The sequence below is a fragment of the Pelagibacterium limicola genome (assembly GCF_015694405.1).
GTDB classification, from domain to species: domain Bacteria; phylum Pseudomonadota; class Alphaproteobacteria; order Rhizobiales; family Devosiaceae; genus Pelagibacterium; species Pelagibacterium limicola.
In genome coordinates, this window is sequence record NZ_JADQDB010000001.1 from 224561 (window position 1) to 239139 (window position 14579).

A 14579-nucleotide genomic window follows, 5' to 3' on the forward strand; every position below is an offset into this window, starting at 1 on the left:
GTTCCCGCAAACGAAAAAGGGCCGGTCAGAGACCGGCCCTTATGACTTGCTTTGCCGATGGTTAGTTGACAACCAGGCGATTGTCGCCGGGGGCTGCCAGATAGGCATCGGCGTTATATTCCGGGGCGGCGTCGAGCTGCTCGCGCGACAGATTGGTACGGAGCACCAGATCGCCGTTTTCGTTGCGCATGAAGCTCAGGTTGTCGAAGCCCACGGCAACAGGCTTGGTGCCGATCCCCAGGAACCCACCAAAGTCGATGATCACGGCTTCGACTTCGCCGCTATCCGAGAGGATTACGTCACCGATCGAGCCGATGTTCTCGTCGCCCGCACCATAAACCGTGGTGCCGGTCAGTTCTTCAACCGAGATTTCCCCGACCGCAACAGGCTGGAACGTATTCCAATCGGTGATCGCGGCATCGCCAGCCATCGGTTGAGCGTTCGGGTCGGCCGGTGCAGCAGGGTCAGCCGGCGCTGCGGGATCGGTAACAACAACCGCGCCAGGCGCCGCAGGATCGGCAGGAGCATCGGGGTTCATCTCATTACCCGGGACGTTCGGATCCACGGGCTCCACTGTTGCTCCGGGAGCAGCCGGAGCGGCGGGGTCCATCGGCGCTTCGGCCCCAGGAGCACGATCGTCCCAAAGTCCTTCACCGCGTTCGCTGGCGAGCCATTCGGAGCGTTCGAACTCGGCAGCGGCTTCAAGCTGCTCACGGGTCATGGCTGCAACCAGGCGCTGCTCGCCATTGGGGCCGATGACCAACTGGAGATCTTCCCAGTTCACGGCAACATTTTTCTGGCCGATACCCAGGAAACCGCCGACGCCGACGATCACGGCCCCGATCGAACCGTTCTGATCGAGCACGAAATCATTGACTTCGCCGATCACATCGGCGTCATCGGCGGACGAATTGTAGATGTTCTCGCCCATGATTTCGCTGGCGAGCCAACCATTGGCGCTGATGCCGCGTTCGGCGGGCGTCACGAGCGCATTGGCAGGCGTTTCGACAGCAGGAGCTTCGGTCATCGGCTCCATGGGCGCGGGCTGCACAGCATCCTGTGCATAGGCTCCGCCCGCTAGGACGAGCGAAAGCGCGGTTGTGGCAAGAAGCTTGCGATACATAATTTTCTCCTGAAATCGCTTGTTGAGCGCGCGGCCAGCGGAAGTCCGCCGGTCGCCGTGCAAATCCAACGCTGACTTCCATGCAAGGTTCCCGCCGACAGGCTTCCGATTTGCGCAACCCGCATGCGCGGAACCGCGTTGCATGCGGGCGCATTTGGTGAGGTTAGGGTGTTTGGGACTTGCCCTGGAAAGGACGTGATTTCGGCATGATTGAGCCCCAACGGCAGCACATTTGCTCGCCATATGTCCTTCCGGCTCAACAACCGGATAATCGCCGATGTCCAGATCTCTTAAACTTGGTGGCAGCGCCGTGTCGGACCCTATCAGGGGCTACAACCGTCGCGGGTTTGTGATCGGGTGGTGCGCCATCACGCTTACCGCTGTCCTGTCCTTCGGCCTGCTGACCCAGCCGCTCGATTTCACAAGCATGGACCCGGACGCTGTGCTGGTTCTAGACCCACCAGTTTCCGGCCGCTAGGCTGCCCAAAGCATTGCGCCCCGGCAGTGACTTGCCGGGGCGCAGGGCAACCACAAAGGGTCAGCGACGTCCTTCTAGGCTACGAGAATGGGGGCACCCGAGGAAACGCGGTTGTAAAGATCGATCACGTCGTGATGGAGCAGCCGTACGCAGCCCGAGGACACTGCACTCCCTATCGACCACGGCTCACCCGAGCCATGTACGCGATAGAGCGTATCCCGCCCGTTCTGGAAGATATAAAGCGCTCGCGCGCCCAGGGGATTGTCTAGCCCGCCGGGCTGGCCGTGGCGCCATTCCTCAAGATGGGGCTCCCGCGCGATCATCGCCGCCGGCGGCGTCCATGTGGGCCATTCGCGCTTGTACGAGATATAGCCGCGGCCCGACCACGAAAATCCGTCTCGCCCGATCCCGACGCCATAGCGAATGGCCTGTCTCCCCTCGCGCACGAGGTAGAGGTAACGCGAGGCGGTATCCACCACGAGCGTCCCGGGCCGTTCGCCCGTCGGATCGTCCACGACCCGACGATAGTACTGCGGATCGAGGTAACGCAGGTCGACCGCCGGAACGGGGAATTTCTCGTTGGGCAAGGGCCCGTACATGCTCACATAGAAGGGATCGTATTGCGGTGTCACCGGCTGGGGAGCGGTACGCGTGGTCGACGTGCAGCCCGCCAGTGCCAAAGCAGAAAACCCTGCGAGGCCTGAGATAAACGTTCTGCGGTCGATTGAAGTTTTCGTTCTTGTAGACATTCGGCTTATTCAAACCTCGGTACGCCATAAAAGGAGCGTTTCCGGACGCATGGCACGCAGCCTCGAAAACGCAGCAAAACAAAATGCGGCGCGGCTTCCCGCACCCATTCCAAAATCACGACGCAAAGGATGGTTCCTGTCTGGATCGCTCGCCCCCGCGAGGATGTTGCCCGCCGGCAACGCCCCTTGCCGCTCGCAGCGGCAGCGTTGATCAAGACCACGATTTGCGAATGGCCGCGGAATGGGAGATTCCGCCGCCCGATATGGATAGTTTGTTCTAAATGATTGAAATTGGGTAACCTTGAGGCGGCTCGCAAAGATGTGACCGGTTATCCCTCGATTTCCTCGCGCAGCATCTCGAGTTCGAGCCATTCGTCCTCGGCGCGCGCAAGGGCCTCCTGCGCGGCAGTGTATTCCCGTGTCGCCGCCGAAAATCCGTCAGGATCGCGCATATACAACCCTGGATCGTCCAGCTTGGCCTGCAGTGTCGACATCTTTGCGCGGAGCGCATCCATCGACTTGGGCAGGGATTCGAGCGCGTGCTTTTCCTTGAACGAAAGCTTGCGCCTTGCCTGGGCCGGAGCGGCCGCGATCTGCGACTTCTCCTTGGGCGCGGCTGGTTGGGGTTTGATGGCCGCGCGCGCCTCGACACCCTTACCGCGCTGGGCGACCATGTCGGAATAGCCGCCCGCATATTCGTTCCACGTTCCGTCGCCTTCCGCGACGATGACCGAACTGGCCACCTTGTCGAGAAAATCGCGGTCGTGGCTGACAACGATCACGGTCCCGTCGTAATCGGCGATCATCTCCTCGAGCAGGTCGAGCGTTTCGAGGTCCAGGTCGTTGGTCGGTTCGTCCAGCACCAGCACATTGGAGGGCAGGGAGAGGGCACGCGCCAGCGTGACTCGGTTGCGCTCCCCGCCCGAAAGTTTGCCGACTGCCGTCCGCGCCTGTTCGGGCGTGAACAGGAAATCCTTCATATAGCCGATGACGTGCTTAGGCTCGCCATTGATGGTCAGCGTATCGCTGCCGCCCCCCGTCAGGACCTCCTTGAGCGTCATCTCGGGATCGAGCGAGGCGCGCTGCTGGTCGAGCACCGCCATTTCGAGCCGCGTGCCCAGCCGCACCGTCCCGCTATCGGGTTCTAGGGCGCCCGTCAGCATACGGATAAGCGTCGTCTTGCCCGCTCCATTGGGACCGACGATCCCGACCCGTGCACCCCGCAGGACGCGCGTCGAGAAATCGCGCACCACCACCCGCTCTCCGAACGCCTTGGCGATGGATTCAGCCTCGACCACCAACGCACCCGAAGCCTTCCCCTCGCTCACGGCCAGCTTCACATTTCCCTGCGGACCTCGGTAATCCCGAACGTCCTGCCTAAGCTTCGCCAGCAGGCCCATGCGCCGCACATTGCGCTTGCGCCGCGCCGTAACCCCGTAGCGCACCCAATGCTCCTCGGCCGCGATCTTGCGCGCCAGTTTGTGCTGGGCCTGCTCTTCCTGTTCGAGATAATCGTCGCGCCAGGCCTCGAACCCGGCGAATCCCTGGTCGATCCGCCGCGTCGCGCCGCGATCGATCCAGACCGTCGCGCGCGTCAGGTCAGCGAGGAACCGCCGGTCGTGGCTGATGAGCACCAGAGCCGATTTGAGCGATTTGAGCTCGCTTTCCAGCCATTCGATGGCTGGAAGGTCAAGGTGGTTAGTCGGCTCATCGAGGAGCAGGACATCCGGTTCCGGTGCCAGGACCCGCGCCAGTGCCGCGCGCCGCGCCTCACCGCCGGAAAGGGACGCAGGGTTTTCCGCCCCCGTCAGCCCGAGTTGATCGAGCAGATACTGCGCCCGGTACGGATCGTCCGCGCCCTCCAGCCCTGCCTCGACATATGCGAGCACCGTCGAGAAACCCGAAAGGTCCGGCTCCTGCGGTAGATACCGCACCGTAGCGCCCGGTTGAAAGAACCGCTCGCCGCCATCCGGCTCCAGCATTCCCGCGGCAATTTTCAAAAGCGTCGACTTGCCCGATCCATTTCGCCCGACCAGCGCAATCCGATCCCCCGCCCCCACGGAAAGCTCCGCCCCTTCGAGCAGCGGCTGACTGCCGACAATGAGCTTTATCGATTGCAGGGCAAGCAAAGGCGCGGCCATGACGGTCCTTGATCGTGAGGAAATCTATGCGAGGCGACAGATGGCGAAAAATCGGGTCAGGCGCAAGGCATCTATGTGGGCAATACCAGCTTCGAGCCTCGCGGCTTGAAATCACCCCACCGCCGCCATGTCCGCCGATCCGGCTTTTGCCTCGGCGTTGATCCTGATCCGCGCCCAGACCGGCAGATGATCGGACCCCCTGCGCGCCAGCTCGGATTTATGCACCCCCGATGCAATCACATCGATATCGAGTGTCGTGATGATCCTGTCGAATGCCAGAACGGGACGGGACGAATGAAAGCTCGGCCCCGGGGCAATAATTCGGTGGTTCTCAGCGAAATGGGAAAGGCACCCGCCCTCGGTTGTCCACTGGTTCAGGTCGCCCATGATCACCGTGGGCAACGCCTCGTCCAGCACGTCGAGTTGGTTGAGTACAGATTGCGCCTGCCGCCGCCGCCAGAGATCGACCAGCCCCAGATGCAGACCGATGACCCGGAGCTTTTCGTCCCCTACCTTCAGGTCTGCCATCACCGCCCCGCGCGGCTCCAGCGCGGGCAGCGTCAGCGTCGACTGCCCCAAAACCTCGATACCCTGCCTGACAAGGATCGTGTTGCCGTGCCAGCCGAGGCTCTGCTTGCGCACCCCGAACCGGATCGGGACATATCCCGACCGCTCGATGATCACGTCGGGTGAGAGCGAGGACGAGCGCGAACCGAAGCGACGATCGACTTCCTGCAAGGCGATGACGTCGGCATCGACCTCCATCAGGATGTCCAGAATCCGGTTTGGGTCTCGGCGCCAGTCGGTGCCGACGCTCTTGCGGATATTGTAGGAAGCAACGCTGATCATTGGACTATTGTGGACCGTGGAGATGACAGGTCAATGGTGACATCGCGTTGCCGTTCCCTTTCACCGCATTTGTCCCCGCCAGAATGCCTCGACCGAATCCAGCGCCACGGCGAGCTTTTCATCGACAATGTGGAGATAACGTGTCCAGCTCTCGAAACCCTCCAGTGGCTCGGTCCCGTCGGAAATGCCGCGCAACACGATCAGTGGTACCCCGAAGCGCTGGCAGGCGCGGAGGATGGCGAATGTCTCCATGTCGACCATATCGGCATCGATTCCCGCATACCCCCTGCCCGATACCACGTTGGCGCCCGTCGAAAGGCGCGCCGTGGGCAGTCCCGGCACCAGCGGCGAGAGCGGAAGTTCGGCCGGAAGGTCGAGAAAAGGTGTCTGCCCTTTGGGAAACCCCAGCGCCGAGGCATCCATGTCGCGATAAGACACGGAGGACGCCTGGTAAACCTCCGTCTGCGTCAGCCTCGCGGACCCGGCAGACCCGAGGGAAATCACCAGATCCGGTTTTCCCGCCGCGAGAGCTGCAGTCACCGAAACCGCCGCCTCGACGGGCCCGACACCGGTCATCACCGGCGAAATGCGCGCCCCGAGATGTGGGCCATATTCGGCGTCGGCGGCCATGACATGCAAAATGCCGCCCAACTGGAACTAACCCACCGTGATGTCTGCGTTGAACTGGGCCGAAGCGCCGGTGTCCTCCGTCCACACCAGATCGAGCGCGCCGGATTCCTCAGGCGTTATGAAAAAGCGCAGATAAGGGTTGGACGAAATCGAGCGATTGAACTCCGCAACGAAGGCCACCTCGCCATTATAGCGTGCCTCGAGCCGTTCAATCAGACGCTTGGGCACAGGATTGCCCTGCGCATCCTCGCGCAGCCCCGTTTCCTGCGGGTGATTGATGAGCGTCAGAACTTCCAGCGGCGTCCCGTTGGCGACGCTCTCGGCGACGCGCACGCGTGTCTCGAAAAGCGAATCCGCCGCATAGGTATCGGCCTGGGTCAGGCAGCCCGACACCGTAACGCGCACATCGCGCTCGCCCATCAGCACCGCGCCGGAGTTGAGTTCGGCGACCACGAAGACCGTCTGGCTCTCGTTGAGCCGGATGCGCGTCTCGATTTCCGGCACGTCGAACCCGTCTACAAAGCGGAATGTCGCAATTTCTGGGAATGGATTGCGAGGCGCATAGATGTGGATCGCCGTTACATGCTCCCCTTCCGCCATGGGCCGGCCGATGCCGACCTTGAGCGGCACGTTGGCGCCGTTCTCCGTCACGAGTGGCAGTTCGATATTGACGCCCTGGGCAATCGGATCGGCATCGCCGACTACGGCATTGATCTCGTCTACGCGCCGCCAGGCGTCCGACAGCGCGAGGGCCGGGAACGAGGCGAGCGCAAGCGCGCCGCCGGTCATGGCGAGAAACGCGCGGCGCGATATGCCATTGAATGTATGGTTGGTATTGGTCTCAGTCATGGAGCTCCATATAGGCGTTCGGCGCCCCGCGCTCAAGGCCGTGGCGCCGGCAGGCGTCCCGGCCCGCGCAAGGCGAACCAGGCCCCCAGCAGGATGCCGCCCGAGGCGATGAACGAGCCTAGTGCCAGGGTCGAAAGCCCGGTCAGTCCCTGCCCGATATTGCATCCGAGCGCCATGGCCCCGCCCAGGCCCATCAGCGTACCGCCACCCATGTAACGCAACATTGATCCGGGCCGCGTAAACCCCTCGAGCTTTCCGGTCCGCGTGACGAGCGCCGAGCCCAGCGCCCCCAGAAACACGCCTATGACCACCGCCACCCCGAAGCTGAGCCGGAAGCCCGTCGCCAGCATCAGGAAATTGATGGTATTGGCCACCGGCGCGATAAAGGTCAGCGATTCCAGCGCCGCTGGATCGAAATCGTCGGCGCCAAGCACCCCGGTCGCGTACCAGCCCATCACCACCAGCAATCCAACGATGAAGCCGCTCGCCATGGCTTTGGCATCCTTGCGGAACGGGGCGTGGAGGAAGGCAAACGCCATAAGCCCCCCACTCATGAGCGCAACCACCAGCCAGCGCGCGACAGTTCCATCGAGCCCCGCGGTAGCCAACCAGGCCGGCAGACTGGCAGGCGAGACCGGCGCAGGCAGCGTCGCAACAGACTGCATCGCCGTGCGCAATGGTGCCACGAGCCCAGTCAGGGTCGCCGCCCCGGCAATGCCCAGGCACACCAGCACCACGAACGAGCGCAGGTTTCCGCTGCCCAGCAGCACCAGCGCCCGCGCCCCGCAGCCATTGGCCATCACCATCCCGTAGCCGAACAGCACGCCGCCGGCCGCCAGGGTAAGAACGGAAATCTCGGGCTGCATGTAAAGGGACGTGCGCAATGCGACCAACCCGGCGGCGTCGAGCGCCTGAGCACCAACCAGTGCGACCGCCAGCGCAAGCCCGAGCGCCCGAATCTTGGTCCCCTCGCCCTCGACCCACCACCCAGCGAGCCCGCGCTTGAGACAGAAGCCCGTAATTTGCCCGCAAACGCCAAAGGCGAGGCCGATAACCAGCCCCGCCCAGGCAACGATCTGATCCGGAGCCATCATGCTCCCTCGCTATGCATCGGCCTAGGCTACCGTGCCCCAGGTGTCGTTGGCGATTGCGTCGTACCAGCCCTCTGCATACACCGCTTCGCGACGACGGAATTCTGCGTCGGCGTCGGCCGGGCTAACGCCACCGCCATCCGCGACCACGACCTCGCCATCCACCACCTTGTAAACATTGGCGACGGATATGCCGTATTCGGGCCCGATAAGGCTGTAGCACGTATTCGCCCAGGACGGCTCGGAAGGCTCCTCGCCGGCAAATGCAGCAACGATGGCCGCCGCGGCAACCTTGCCCTGTGCATTGGCCGAGAACCCCGACTTCGGCATCGGAGCGGCCACGGAAGCATCGCCGATCACGTGGATGTCGGGCACCAGCCGCGATTCAAACGTCACCGGATCGACCGGTGCCCATCCGCCTTCATTGGTGACCCCTGCCGCATCGGCAATCGCACCGGCTTTTTGCGGCGGCACGACGTTGAGAACATCGGCCTTATGGATCACCCCGAATTCGGTCTCGACCTCGCGGGCTTCCGCGTCCACGCGCACCACACGGCCGTCGTTCGAAAGGCTCACCCACTCGATCATGTCGCCATAAAGCGCCTCCCAGCCGGCCTGGAACAGGCCCTGCTTGGAGAAATTGTCCTTGGCGTCGAGGATGATGATCTTGGAATTCGGCTTGTTGGTCTTGAAATAATTGGCGATCAGCGAAACACGCTCATAGGGTCCCGGCGGGCAGCGGAACGGATTGTCGGGTGCCGACAGGATGAACGTGCCGCCATCTTCCATCGCCTCGAGCTGTTCGCGCAGAAGCCGGGTCTGTGGACCGGCCTTCCAGGCATGCGGCACGAGTTCGGCCGCCGCCTCGTCATAGCCTTCGATGGCGCCCCAGCGGATATCAATTCCCGGCGAAAGCACCAGCTTGTCGTATTCGAGCACATCGCCGGAAGCGAGCGTCAGCGTATGCGCGTCGCCGTCTACGTCCTGGGCCCATCCAGTCACCAATTCGACGCCGTAGTCGCCGGTCAGTTCGTCATAGGAATGTCCGATGGACTCGAAATCGCGCAGCCCACCGAGGTAGAGGTTCGAGAACGGGCACGTGTAGAACCGGCTGTTTGCTTCGACCAGCGTCACCGCAATGTCGGGGTTGCGCCGCTTGATGTATTTGGCGGCCGTCGCGCCGCCGAAGCCGCCGCCGACAACCACGACTCGGCCTGCCGCGCCCTGTGCCCGGGCAACGAGCGGCATCGAGAGGGCCGGAACGGCCAACGCCGTCGCGCCAAGAGATTTGAGGATTTTGCGTCTCGTAATCATGTCCGGTCTCCCTGCCGCTACTGTTCGGAGAAGTAGCGCGCAAGCGCTTCCAGCTCTTCGTCGGTATAGCCCGTCGCCAGCCGCGACATGACGGTTGCATTGCGCGCTTCCCCGGCCTTGAAGGCCTGAAGCTGCGCCAACAGCACGGCATAGGGTTGACCGGCTATCGAAGGGATCGAACCGGGGGAGCGCCCTTCGGTCCCGTGGCAGTTATAACAAGTACCGGCAAGCACGGTGATGTCGGAATCGGCTTTCACCGCCCCCGCCAGACCGAACCCGATGACACTGGCGGCAAACAATGCCGCCATGATTGGCTGTGTCCGCATCGATATGTGGCTCCCTCTCCCGCACGATCGGGGCGACCGCGCCATTGTTTGCTCACCGCCGGATTACGGATGGTGAATTGTCGCAAAGCCTATCGATGCGCCTTCCCGTAAGCAATCGCGCTACTTTGCAAATTTGCCCTCGACCGCGAAAAAATGTGCGAACCCTGCAGCCCCAAGGACAAAACGATACCGCTGTCAGGTTCGACCGTCCGACAGCCCGTCGAGCCGGGTTGCCGGCGCCCCGGTCGACGCGCGTGCCGCCCGCATTCCGATAAAGCATGCCGCGATTATCAGCGCCCCGCCGGCCCCAAGGCTTAGTCCTGGCACTTCACCAAATACGAGGAATCCCAGCCCTGCCGCCCAGATCAGGGCGGTATAGTCGACGAGCGCAAAGATCGACGCTGGCAGATACCGCAGCGCGGCGACAAACAGCAGCAGGCCCAAGGCTCCCAGAAACCCCACCACCGCAATCGGCAGCCACTGGTCTCCATCAGGCACAACGAACCCCGGCACGGCAAAAGGCAGGGCAATCGCAGCGGCCAAAGCCGATTGCGCGAAAATCATCGAGGCGGCGTTTTCATCCGACGAGTGCGACTTGAGCAGGACCAGCGCCAGCGCGTAACTCATTGGCGTCAGTATCGCCGCCATCCAGGCGAGAACGCTTGCCTCGCCGGTCGCCGAGGGCGACCCGTCGCCCCCGAAGATGACCACGGCCCCGCCTGCGAGCCCCAATAGCACCGCCAGCGCGACGCTGGGCCTCGCCCTCTCCTTCAACAGCAGCGCGCTCAGCACACCGACATAGACCGGCGCACTCATCGCCAGTGCGGTCGCAATGGCCAGCGGCAAGTGGGTGATTGCATAAAAGAAAAAATATGCCGTGACGCACATGAGCGCCGCCCGCATCGCATGACGTTTGAGATACCGCCGCTGTGGCCAGGCCTTGCGCGCCACGACAATGAACAGCGCCAGCCAGCATGCCGCACTGCCATACCGCATGAGGACAACCTGCGCCGTAGGAAAGGCAGCGCCCATCCCCTTGGCGAAGACGTCCATCATGCAGAGCGTAATGATACCCAGAGCAGCGACGAGTAGCGCTTGGGCGGGTGAAAGTGATTTGGGAAACATCGGGGAGCGGGTCCCGGGAAGGGTTAAATGCTTAAATTATGGGCACAATTTGCAATTGCAACCCGATAAATACGTTGTATGATTTTTTTAATTGAAATGCATACTCCGGGTTTCTCTATGTTTGGTCGAATCCTCAAAGCCGCCTTTTTTTCCACCGCCCTCGCGTCCACCGCTGCCGCCGGAGAACTTTCGATATTCGCCAATGGTGAGGAACTGGCAACAGAAGGCTTCCTCGCCCCGGAGCTGACCCGTGATGGCTGGCAACTGAACTTCAGCAACGTCTTTGTCACCCTGTCCGGCATTACCGCGATACAGGCCGAGCCACCCTACGATGCCGAAGCCGGAGGCGAACCTGCGACCAGCGTTTCGGCAGGCCTCGATCCGGCCGCGCCCCTCACCATCGATTTGACCGAAACTGACGAGGATGGTCGCGTGCTACTCGGCAGCATTGCCGCCTCGGCAGGCCACCATAACGCGATATCGTGGTCTGTCGTCCCAGCGACGGAAGGCGAATGGGCGGGACAATCGATGGTCTTTGTCGGCACCGCAACGCGCGACGGCCAATCGGTCGACTTCACGCTCACCAGCCCCGATCGCCACGCCTATGTCTGCGGCGAATACGTCGGGGATGAACGCAAGGGTTTCCTTGTCGAAGGTGGCGAGGCAGATCTGGAGATCACCTTTCATCTCGACCACATTTTCGGCCGCGCCGATGTCGATCTAGACGATCCGATGAACATCGACGCCATCGGCTTCGATCCCTTCGCGGCCGGCGGCACCCACGCCATCGACCTCTCGGGCCTCCACATAGGACATGTCGGCGAGGGCCACTGTGCAGTCGTTTTCGGGTAGGCTCTTCGTCATCACGCTCGGCGCCCTCCTCCTTCCCAGCCATGCGCAGGCTCACGCCGCGCTCATCACCCTTGGCCCCGTCGAAGCCATCGAAATCCATGCCGGTTACGACACCGGAGAAGCGATGAGAGGTGCACAGATCGTCGTCTACGCTCCCGATAACCCGGCTCAACCCTGGCTGACCGGTACTGCGGACGATAGCGGGCGCTTCGTTTTCGTCCCTGATGGCACCCCCGGCCGCTGGGCCGTTCAAGCGCGCGAGGCCGGGCACGGCGCGATGAGCTATTTCATCGTCGAGGGGGGCGAAACCACCGCGCTCCTCCCCGCCCCGGCGCAATACGACCCGCTTCAGCGCCTCGTCATGCTCGCCAGTATTGTCTGGGGCGCGATTGGGACCGCGCTCTATTTTCGCCGCCCGCGCCAGAGGGAGAGGGCTTGATGCACATCCCGGACGGCATCCTGCCCGTTGGATTAGCAATCAGCGGCTGGATCGCGACCGGCGGCCTTGTCGCCCTGAGCGTCAAGCGCATCGAATCCCGTCCCGATCCCCGCGCCGGCATTCCGCGCGCCGCAATGATGACCGCAGTGTTCTTTGCCGCCTCGCTCATCCATATCCCCGTCCCCCCGACAAGCGTCCACCTGATGCTGAGCGGGCTCATGGGTGCGATGCTCGGCTGGTACGCCATACCTGCCATTGCGATTGGCCTGTTCCTCCAGGCAGTAATGTTCGGGCACGGCGGGCTGACGACCCTTGGCGTCAACGGCATCATCCTCGGCCTGCCGGCTCTCGCCGCCTTTGCCCTGCCCCGGCAGGCTAACCGCACAGGAAGCGCGCTTGTCCAATCGGCTGCCGGCTTTGCCGCCGGAGCAGGCGCGATCCTCTTCGCGGTCGCCCTATTCACCACCATATTGCTGGCCGGCCTGCCTGCCCATCTCGACGCCGATGCCGAACGCGTCGCAATTCTGACCCTCGCCGTCGCCCACCTCCCCCTCGCACTGGCCGAAGGCCTCGTGGTTGCCGCCGTGCTCGGTTTCCTCCGCCGCGTCAGTCCGGAGCTAGCCCATGCATCCTGAGGCGTTTGCAGATACGCGCCTCAGGCTCGTCGGCCTTTTCGTTCTGGCCTTCTGCTTTTCCAGCCTGCACACCCCCGCCGCACTCGCCGCCATGCTGGGCATCACCGCCATCGCGGTCCTGTATTTCGGCCCGAAAATCCCCGAGCTGTTCCGCCGCCTGCGGCTGCCCGGCCTCGTCGTCCTCGGTCTGGTGTTGATGCTCCCGTTCGCCTCCGGCCAAACCGTCCTCGGCACCATCGGTCCGCTTGGCCTACGCGCCGAGGGGTTGGCGGCAGCCGCGACCATCGCCTTGCGCTTTGTTTCGATTTTCACCCTCATGGCGGCGCTGATCGGCAACATCCCGGTCCCGCGGCTCTTCGAAGCCCTGCGCGCCCTCGGCCTGCCTGCCATGCTGACGGACATGGCCGTCCTCACCCTGCGCCACATTGAGGATATCCGCACCAACCTCTCGCGCATGCGCACCGCCATGCAGCTGCGCGGCGCGGCGGCCGGGTTCTGGAACGGCCAGTTCCGTGCGACCGGCTGGGCACTGGCAAGCCTCATCCTGCGCAGTCACGCCCGTTCGGAACGCGTCTACCACGCCATGATCCTGCGCGGCCACGGCGCCCCCGGCGCAGCACCTTCCGCCGCCTTTGTCCCCAAACCCGCCGATTGGGCGCTCCTCTTCGCGCTCCTCGCAGCAGGCACCGCCCTCCTCGTCATAGATCGCCTCGCATGACCCATTCCCTCGTCCGCATCGACAGTCTCTCGCTCACCCGCCCCGGCGGCCCGGTGGTCCTCCGCGATATCGCCTTCGATGTCGCGCTAGGCGAACGTATCGGCCTTGTCGGCCCCAATGGCGCTGGAAAATCCACACTCATGCTCGCCATGACCGGCGTATTGCCCGCGACGCGGGGCGCCGTCCTCGTCAATGGAAAACCACTGCCTCCCGGCAGCTTCAATCCTGCAATCGGCCTCCTCTTCCAGCAGTCCGAGGATCAGCTTTTCAGCCCCACCGTCGCCGAGGACGTCGCCTTCGGCGCCCGCAATCTCGGCCTCAGCGGCCCAAAGCTGGACGCAGCGGTCAACAAGGCCCTTCACCGCACGGGCATCGCCGACCTCGCCCACCGCCCCGTCCATCACCTCTCGGGCGGCGAAAAGCGCTTGGCCTGCCTCGCCGGCATTCTCGTCATGGAACCCAGCATGCTCCTCCTTGACGAACCCTCGTCCGCTCTAGACATCCGCAATCGCCGCCACCTGATCGAACTGCTCGATGGCATGGAGCAAGCCATGCTCATCGCCAGCCACGACCTCGAACTGGTCCTCGAACTCTGCTCCCGCGTCATCCTCATCGATCAGGGCGAGATCGTTGCCGACGGTGCAGCGGAAGGCATTCTGGGTGATGCCCGCCTGATGGCCCGGCACGGCCAGGAGGTGCCGCATTCGCTCATACCCCACACACATCTCGGCCACGCGCATACCACGTGATTTCCAGTGCCAATCGACACTTCCCGGAGCCTCCCCATGCAACGCATCACCGTCACCATCGAACCCGCGCTTCTCGATGAAATCGATGCCTATATGAGCCAATCGGGCGCCACCAACCGATCCGAAGCCCTGCGCGATCTCGTCCGCCACGCGCTTGCCGCCAAGCAGCCGCCGCGTGAAAAATCCGAATGCGTCGGCATCGTGAGCTATGCCCTCGACCCCACTGTTCGCGATCTCGGCCGCCGCGTACCCCAGAGCCGCCACGAGCGCCACGACCGGACGGTCGCTGCGATGTCGGTCCCCCTCGATCATGCCGCCGCCGTCGAAGTCGCCGTCATGCGCGGGACTGTCGAGGACGTCTCCACCTATGCGAACAGTCTCTTTCTCGAGCGCGGCATCCGTCATGGCCAGCTCTCGCTGATCCCCGTGAAGGCCGAAATGGAATTCCACGACCACGGCGACGGCAAACCGCACAGCCACAGCCATCTGCGCGTGCAGGAAAGCTTCTGAG

17 protein-coding genes are annotated in these 14579 nt (G+C 63.3%); 7 read left to right on the forward strand and 10 right to left on the reverse strand.

Annotated elements, in window-relative coordinates:
• Positions 1-61: 61 nt before the first annotated feature.
• The gene (locus I2G20_RS01075; protein ID WP_196257823.1) at positions 62-1123 is read right to left on the reverse strand and encodes a PRC-barrel domain-containing protein; all 1062 of its coding nucleotides are present in this window, start codon (positions 1121-1123) and stop codon (positions 62-64) included.
• 277 nt (positions 1124-1400) lie between these two features.
• Between I2G20_RS01075 and I2G20_RS01080 the strand changes: the two genes are divergently transcribed.
• A complete protein-coding gene (locus I2G20_RS01080; RefSeq protein WP_196257824.1) occupies positions 1401-1601 on the forward strand; it encodes a hypothetical protein in 201 nt (66 codons plus the stop codon).
• Between the two features lie 74 nt (positions 1602-1675).
• Here I2G20_RS01080 and I2G20_RS01085 read toward each other — a convergent pair whose 3' ends face one another.
• From I2G20_RS01085 to I2G20_RS01125, 9 genes are all read right to left on the reverse strand, one after another.
• Positions 1676-2281: a L,D-transpeptidase gene (locus I2G20_RS01085; protein WP_246472728.1), complete on the reverse strand. Its 606-nt coding sequence runs from the start codon at positions 2279-2281 to the stop codon at positions 1676-1678.
• 398 nt (positions 2282-2679) lie between these two features.
• On the reverse strand, positions 2680-4491 hold the full coding sequence (locus tag I2G20_RS01090; protein ID WP_196257826.1) for an ABC-F family ATP-binding cassette domain-containing protein: 1812 nt from the start codon (positions 4489-4491) through the stop codon (positions 2680-2682).
• A 111-nt stretch (positions 4492-4602) separates the two neighbouring features.
• On the reverse strand, positions 4603-5340 hold the full coding sequence (locus tag I2G20_RS01095; protein WP_196257827.1) for an endonuclease/exonuclease/phosphatase family protein: 738 nt from the start codon (positions 5338-5340) through the stop codon (positions 4603-4605).
• A 60-nt stretch (positions 5341-5400) separates the two neighbouring features.
• Complete coding sequence (locus tag I2G20_RS01100; protein ID WP_196257828.1) at positions 5401-5970, reverse strand: 5'-methylthioadenosine/S-adenosylhomocysteine nucleosidase; 570 nt, start codon at positions 5968-5970, stop codon at positions 5401-5403.
• 27 nt (positions 5971-5997) lie between these two features.
• A complete protein-coding gene (locus I2G20_RS01105) occupies positions 5998-6819 on the reverse strand; it encodes a thiosulfate oxidation carrier protein SoxY (RefSeq protein WP_196257829.1) in 822 nt (273 codons plus the stop codon).
• 32 nt (positions 6820-6851) lie between these two features.
• Complete coding sequence (locus tag I2G20_RS01110) at positions 6852-7913, reverse strand: YeeE/YedE family protein (protein WP_246472729.1); 1062 nt, start codon at positions 7911-7913, stop codon at positions 6852-6854.
• A gap of 21 nt (positions 7914-7934) precedes the next feature.
• A complete protein-coding gene (locus I2G20_RS01115) occupies positions 7935-9224 on the reverse strand; it encodes an NAD(P)/FAD-dependent oxidoreductase (RefSeq protein WP_196257830.1) in 1290 nt (429 codons plus the stop codon).
• A gap of 17 nt (positions 9225-9241) precedes the next feature.
• The gene (locus I2G20_RS01120) at positions 9242-9550 is read right to left on the reverse strand and encodes a c-type cytochrome (protein WP_196257831.1); all 309 of its coding nucleotides are present in this window, start codon (positions 9548-9550) and stop codon (positions 9242-9244) included.
• Between the two features lie 195 nt (positions 9551-9745).
• On the reverse strand, positions 9746-10675 hold the full coding sequence (locus I2G20_RS01125) for a DMT family transporter (protein WP_196257832.1): 930 nt from the start codon (positions 10673-10675) through the stop codon (positions 9746-9748).
• A 117-nt stretch (positions 10676-10792) separates the two neighbouring features.
• Between I2G20_RS01125 and I2G20_RS01130 the strand changes: the two genes are divergently transcribed.
• From I2G20_RS01130 to nikR, 6 genes are read left to right on the forward strand one after another with little or no spacing between them, the layout of a single operon-like run.
• Positions 10793-11527: a hypothetical protein gene (locus tag I2G20_RS01130; RefSeq protein WP_196257833.1), complete on the forward strand. Its 735-nt coding sequence runs from the start codon at positions 10793-10795 to the stop codon at positions 11525-11527.
• Positions 11508-11966: a hypothetical protein gene (locus tag I2G20_RS01135; protein WP_207747495.1), complete on the forward strand. Its 459-nt coding sequence runs from the start codon at positions 11508-11510 to the stop codon at positions 11964-11966. The genes I2G20_RS01130 and I2G20_RS01135 overlap by 20 nt, the downstream gene beginning before the upstream one ends.
• Entirely contained in the window at positions 11966-12601 is a 636-nt protein-coding gene (gene cbiM, locus I2G20_RS01140) for a cobalt transporter CbiM (RefSeq protein WP_196257835.1), read from the forward strand. Before I2G20_RS01135 ends, cbiM begins: the two co-directional genes overlap by 1 nt.
• Complete coding sequence (locus tag I2G20_RS01145) at positions 12591-13319, forward strand: energy-coupling factor transporter transmembrane component T family protein (RefSeq protein ID WP_196257836.1); 729 nt, start codon at positions 12591-12593, stop codon at positions 13317-13319. The genes cbiM and I2G20_RS01145 overlap by 11 nt, the downstream gene beginning before the upstream one ends.
• On the forward strand, positions 13316-14068 hold the full coding sequence (locus tag I2G20_RS01150; protein ID WP_196257837.1) for an energy-coupling factor ABC transporter ATP-binding protein: 753 nt from the start codon (positions 13316-13318) through the stop codon (positions 14066-14068). The genes I2G20_RS01145 and I2G20_RS01150 overlap by 4 nt, the downstream gene beginning before the upstream one ends.
• A gap of 36 nt (positions 14069-14104) precedes the next feature.
• The gene (gene nikR, locus I2G20_RS01155) at positions 14105-14578 is read left to right on the forward strand and encodes a nickel-responsive transcriptional regulator NikR (protein WP_196257838.1); all 474 of its coding nucleotides are present in this window, start codon (positions 14105-14107) and stop codon (positions 14576-14578) included.
• Position 14579: the final 1 nt, after the last annotated feature.

What these genes read in the sequence shown, in the direction of transcription:
- I2G20_RS01075 (WP_196257823.1), bottom strand. Translation starts at nt 1,123, where the DNA reads ATGTATCGCAAGCTTCTTGCCACAACCGCGCTTTCGCTCGTCCTAGCG.
- I2G20_RS01080 (WP_196257824.1), top strand. Translation starts at nt 1,401, where the DNA reads ATGTCCAGATCTCTTAAACTTGGTGGCAGCGCCGTGTCGGACCCTATC.
- I2G20_RS01090 (WP_196257826.1), bottom strand. Translation starts at nt 4,491, where the DNA reads ATGGCCGCGCCTTTGCTTGCCCTGCAATCGATAAAGCTCATTGTCGGC.
- I2G20_RS01095 (WP_196257827.1), bottom strand. Translation starts at nt 5,340, where the DNA reads ATGATCAGCGTTGCTTCCTACAATATCCGCAAGAGCGTCGGCACCGAC.
- I2G20_RS01100 (WP_196257828.1), bottom strand. Translation starts at nt 5,970, where the DNA reads ATGGCCGCCGACGCCGAATATGGCCCACATCTCGGGGCGCGCATTTCG.
- I2G20_RS01105 (WP_196257829.1), bottom strand. Translation starts at nt 6,819, where the DNA reads ATGACTGAGACCAATACCAACCATACATTCAATGGCATATCGCGCCGC.
- I2G20_RS01110 (WP_246472729.1), bottom strand. Translation starts at nt 7,913, where the DNA reads ATGATGGCTCCGGATCAGATCGTTGCCTGGGCGGGGCTGGTTATCGGC.
- I2G20_RS01115 (WP_196257830.1), bottom strand. Translation starts at nt 9,224, where the DNA reads ATGATTACGAGACGCAAAATCCTCAAATCTCTTGGCGCGACGGCGTTG.
- I2G20_RS01120 (WP_196257831.1), bottom strand. Translation starts at nt 9,550, where the DNA reads ATGCGGACACAGCCAATCATGGCGGCATTGTTTGCCGCCAGTGTCATC.
- I2G20_RS01125 (WP_196257832.1), bottom strand. Translation starts at nt 10,675, where the DNA reads ATGTTTCCCAAATCACTTTCACCCGCCCAAGCGCTACTCGTCGCTGCT.
- I2G20_RS01130 (WP_196257833.1), top strand. Translation starts at nt 10,793, where the DNA reads ATGTTTGGTCGAATCCTCAAAGCCGCCTTTTTTTCCACCGCCCTCGCG.
- cbiM (WP_196257835.1), top strand. Translation starts at nt 11,966, where the DNA reads ATGCACATCCCGGACGGCATCCTGCCCGTTGGATTAGCAATCAGCGGC.
- I2G20_RS01145 (WP_196257836.1), top strand. Translation starts at nt 12,591, where the DNA reads ATGCATCCTGAGGCGTTTGCAGATACGCGCCTCAGGCTCGTCGGCCTT.
- I2G20_RS01150 (WP_196257837.1), top strand. Translation starts at nt 13,316, where the DNA reads ATGACCCATTCCCTCGTCCGCATCGACAGTCTCTCGCTCACCCGCCCC.
- nikR (WP_196257838.1), top strand. Translation starts at nt 14,105, where the DNA reads ATGCAACGCATCACCGTCACCATCGAACCCGCGCTTCTCGATGAAATC.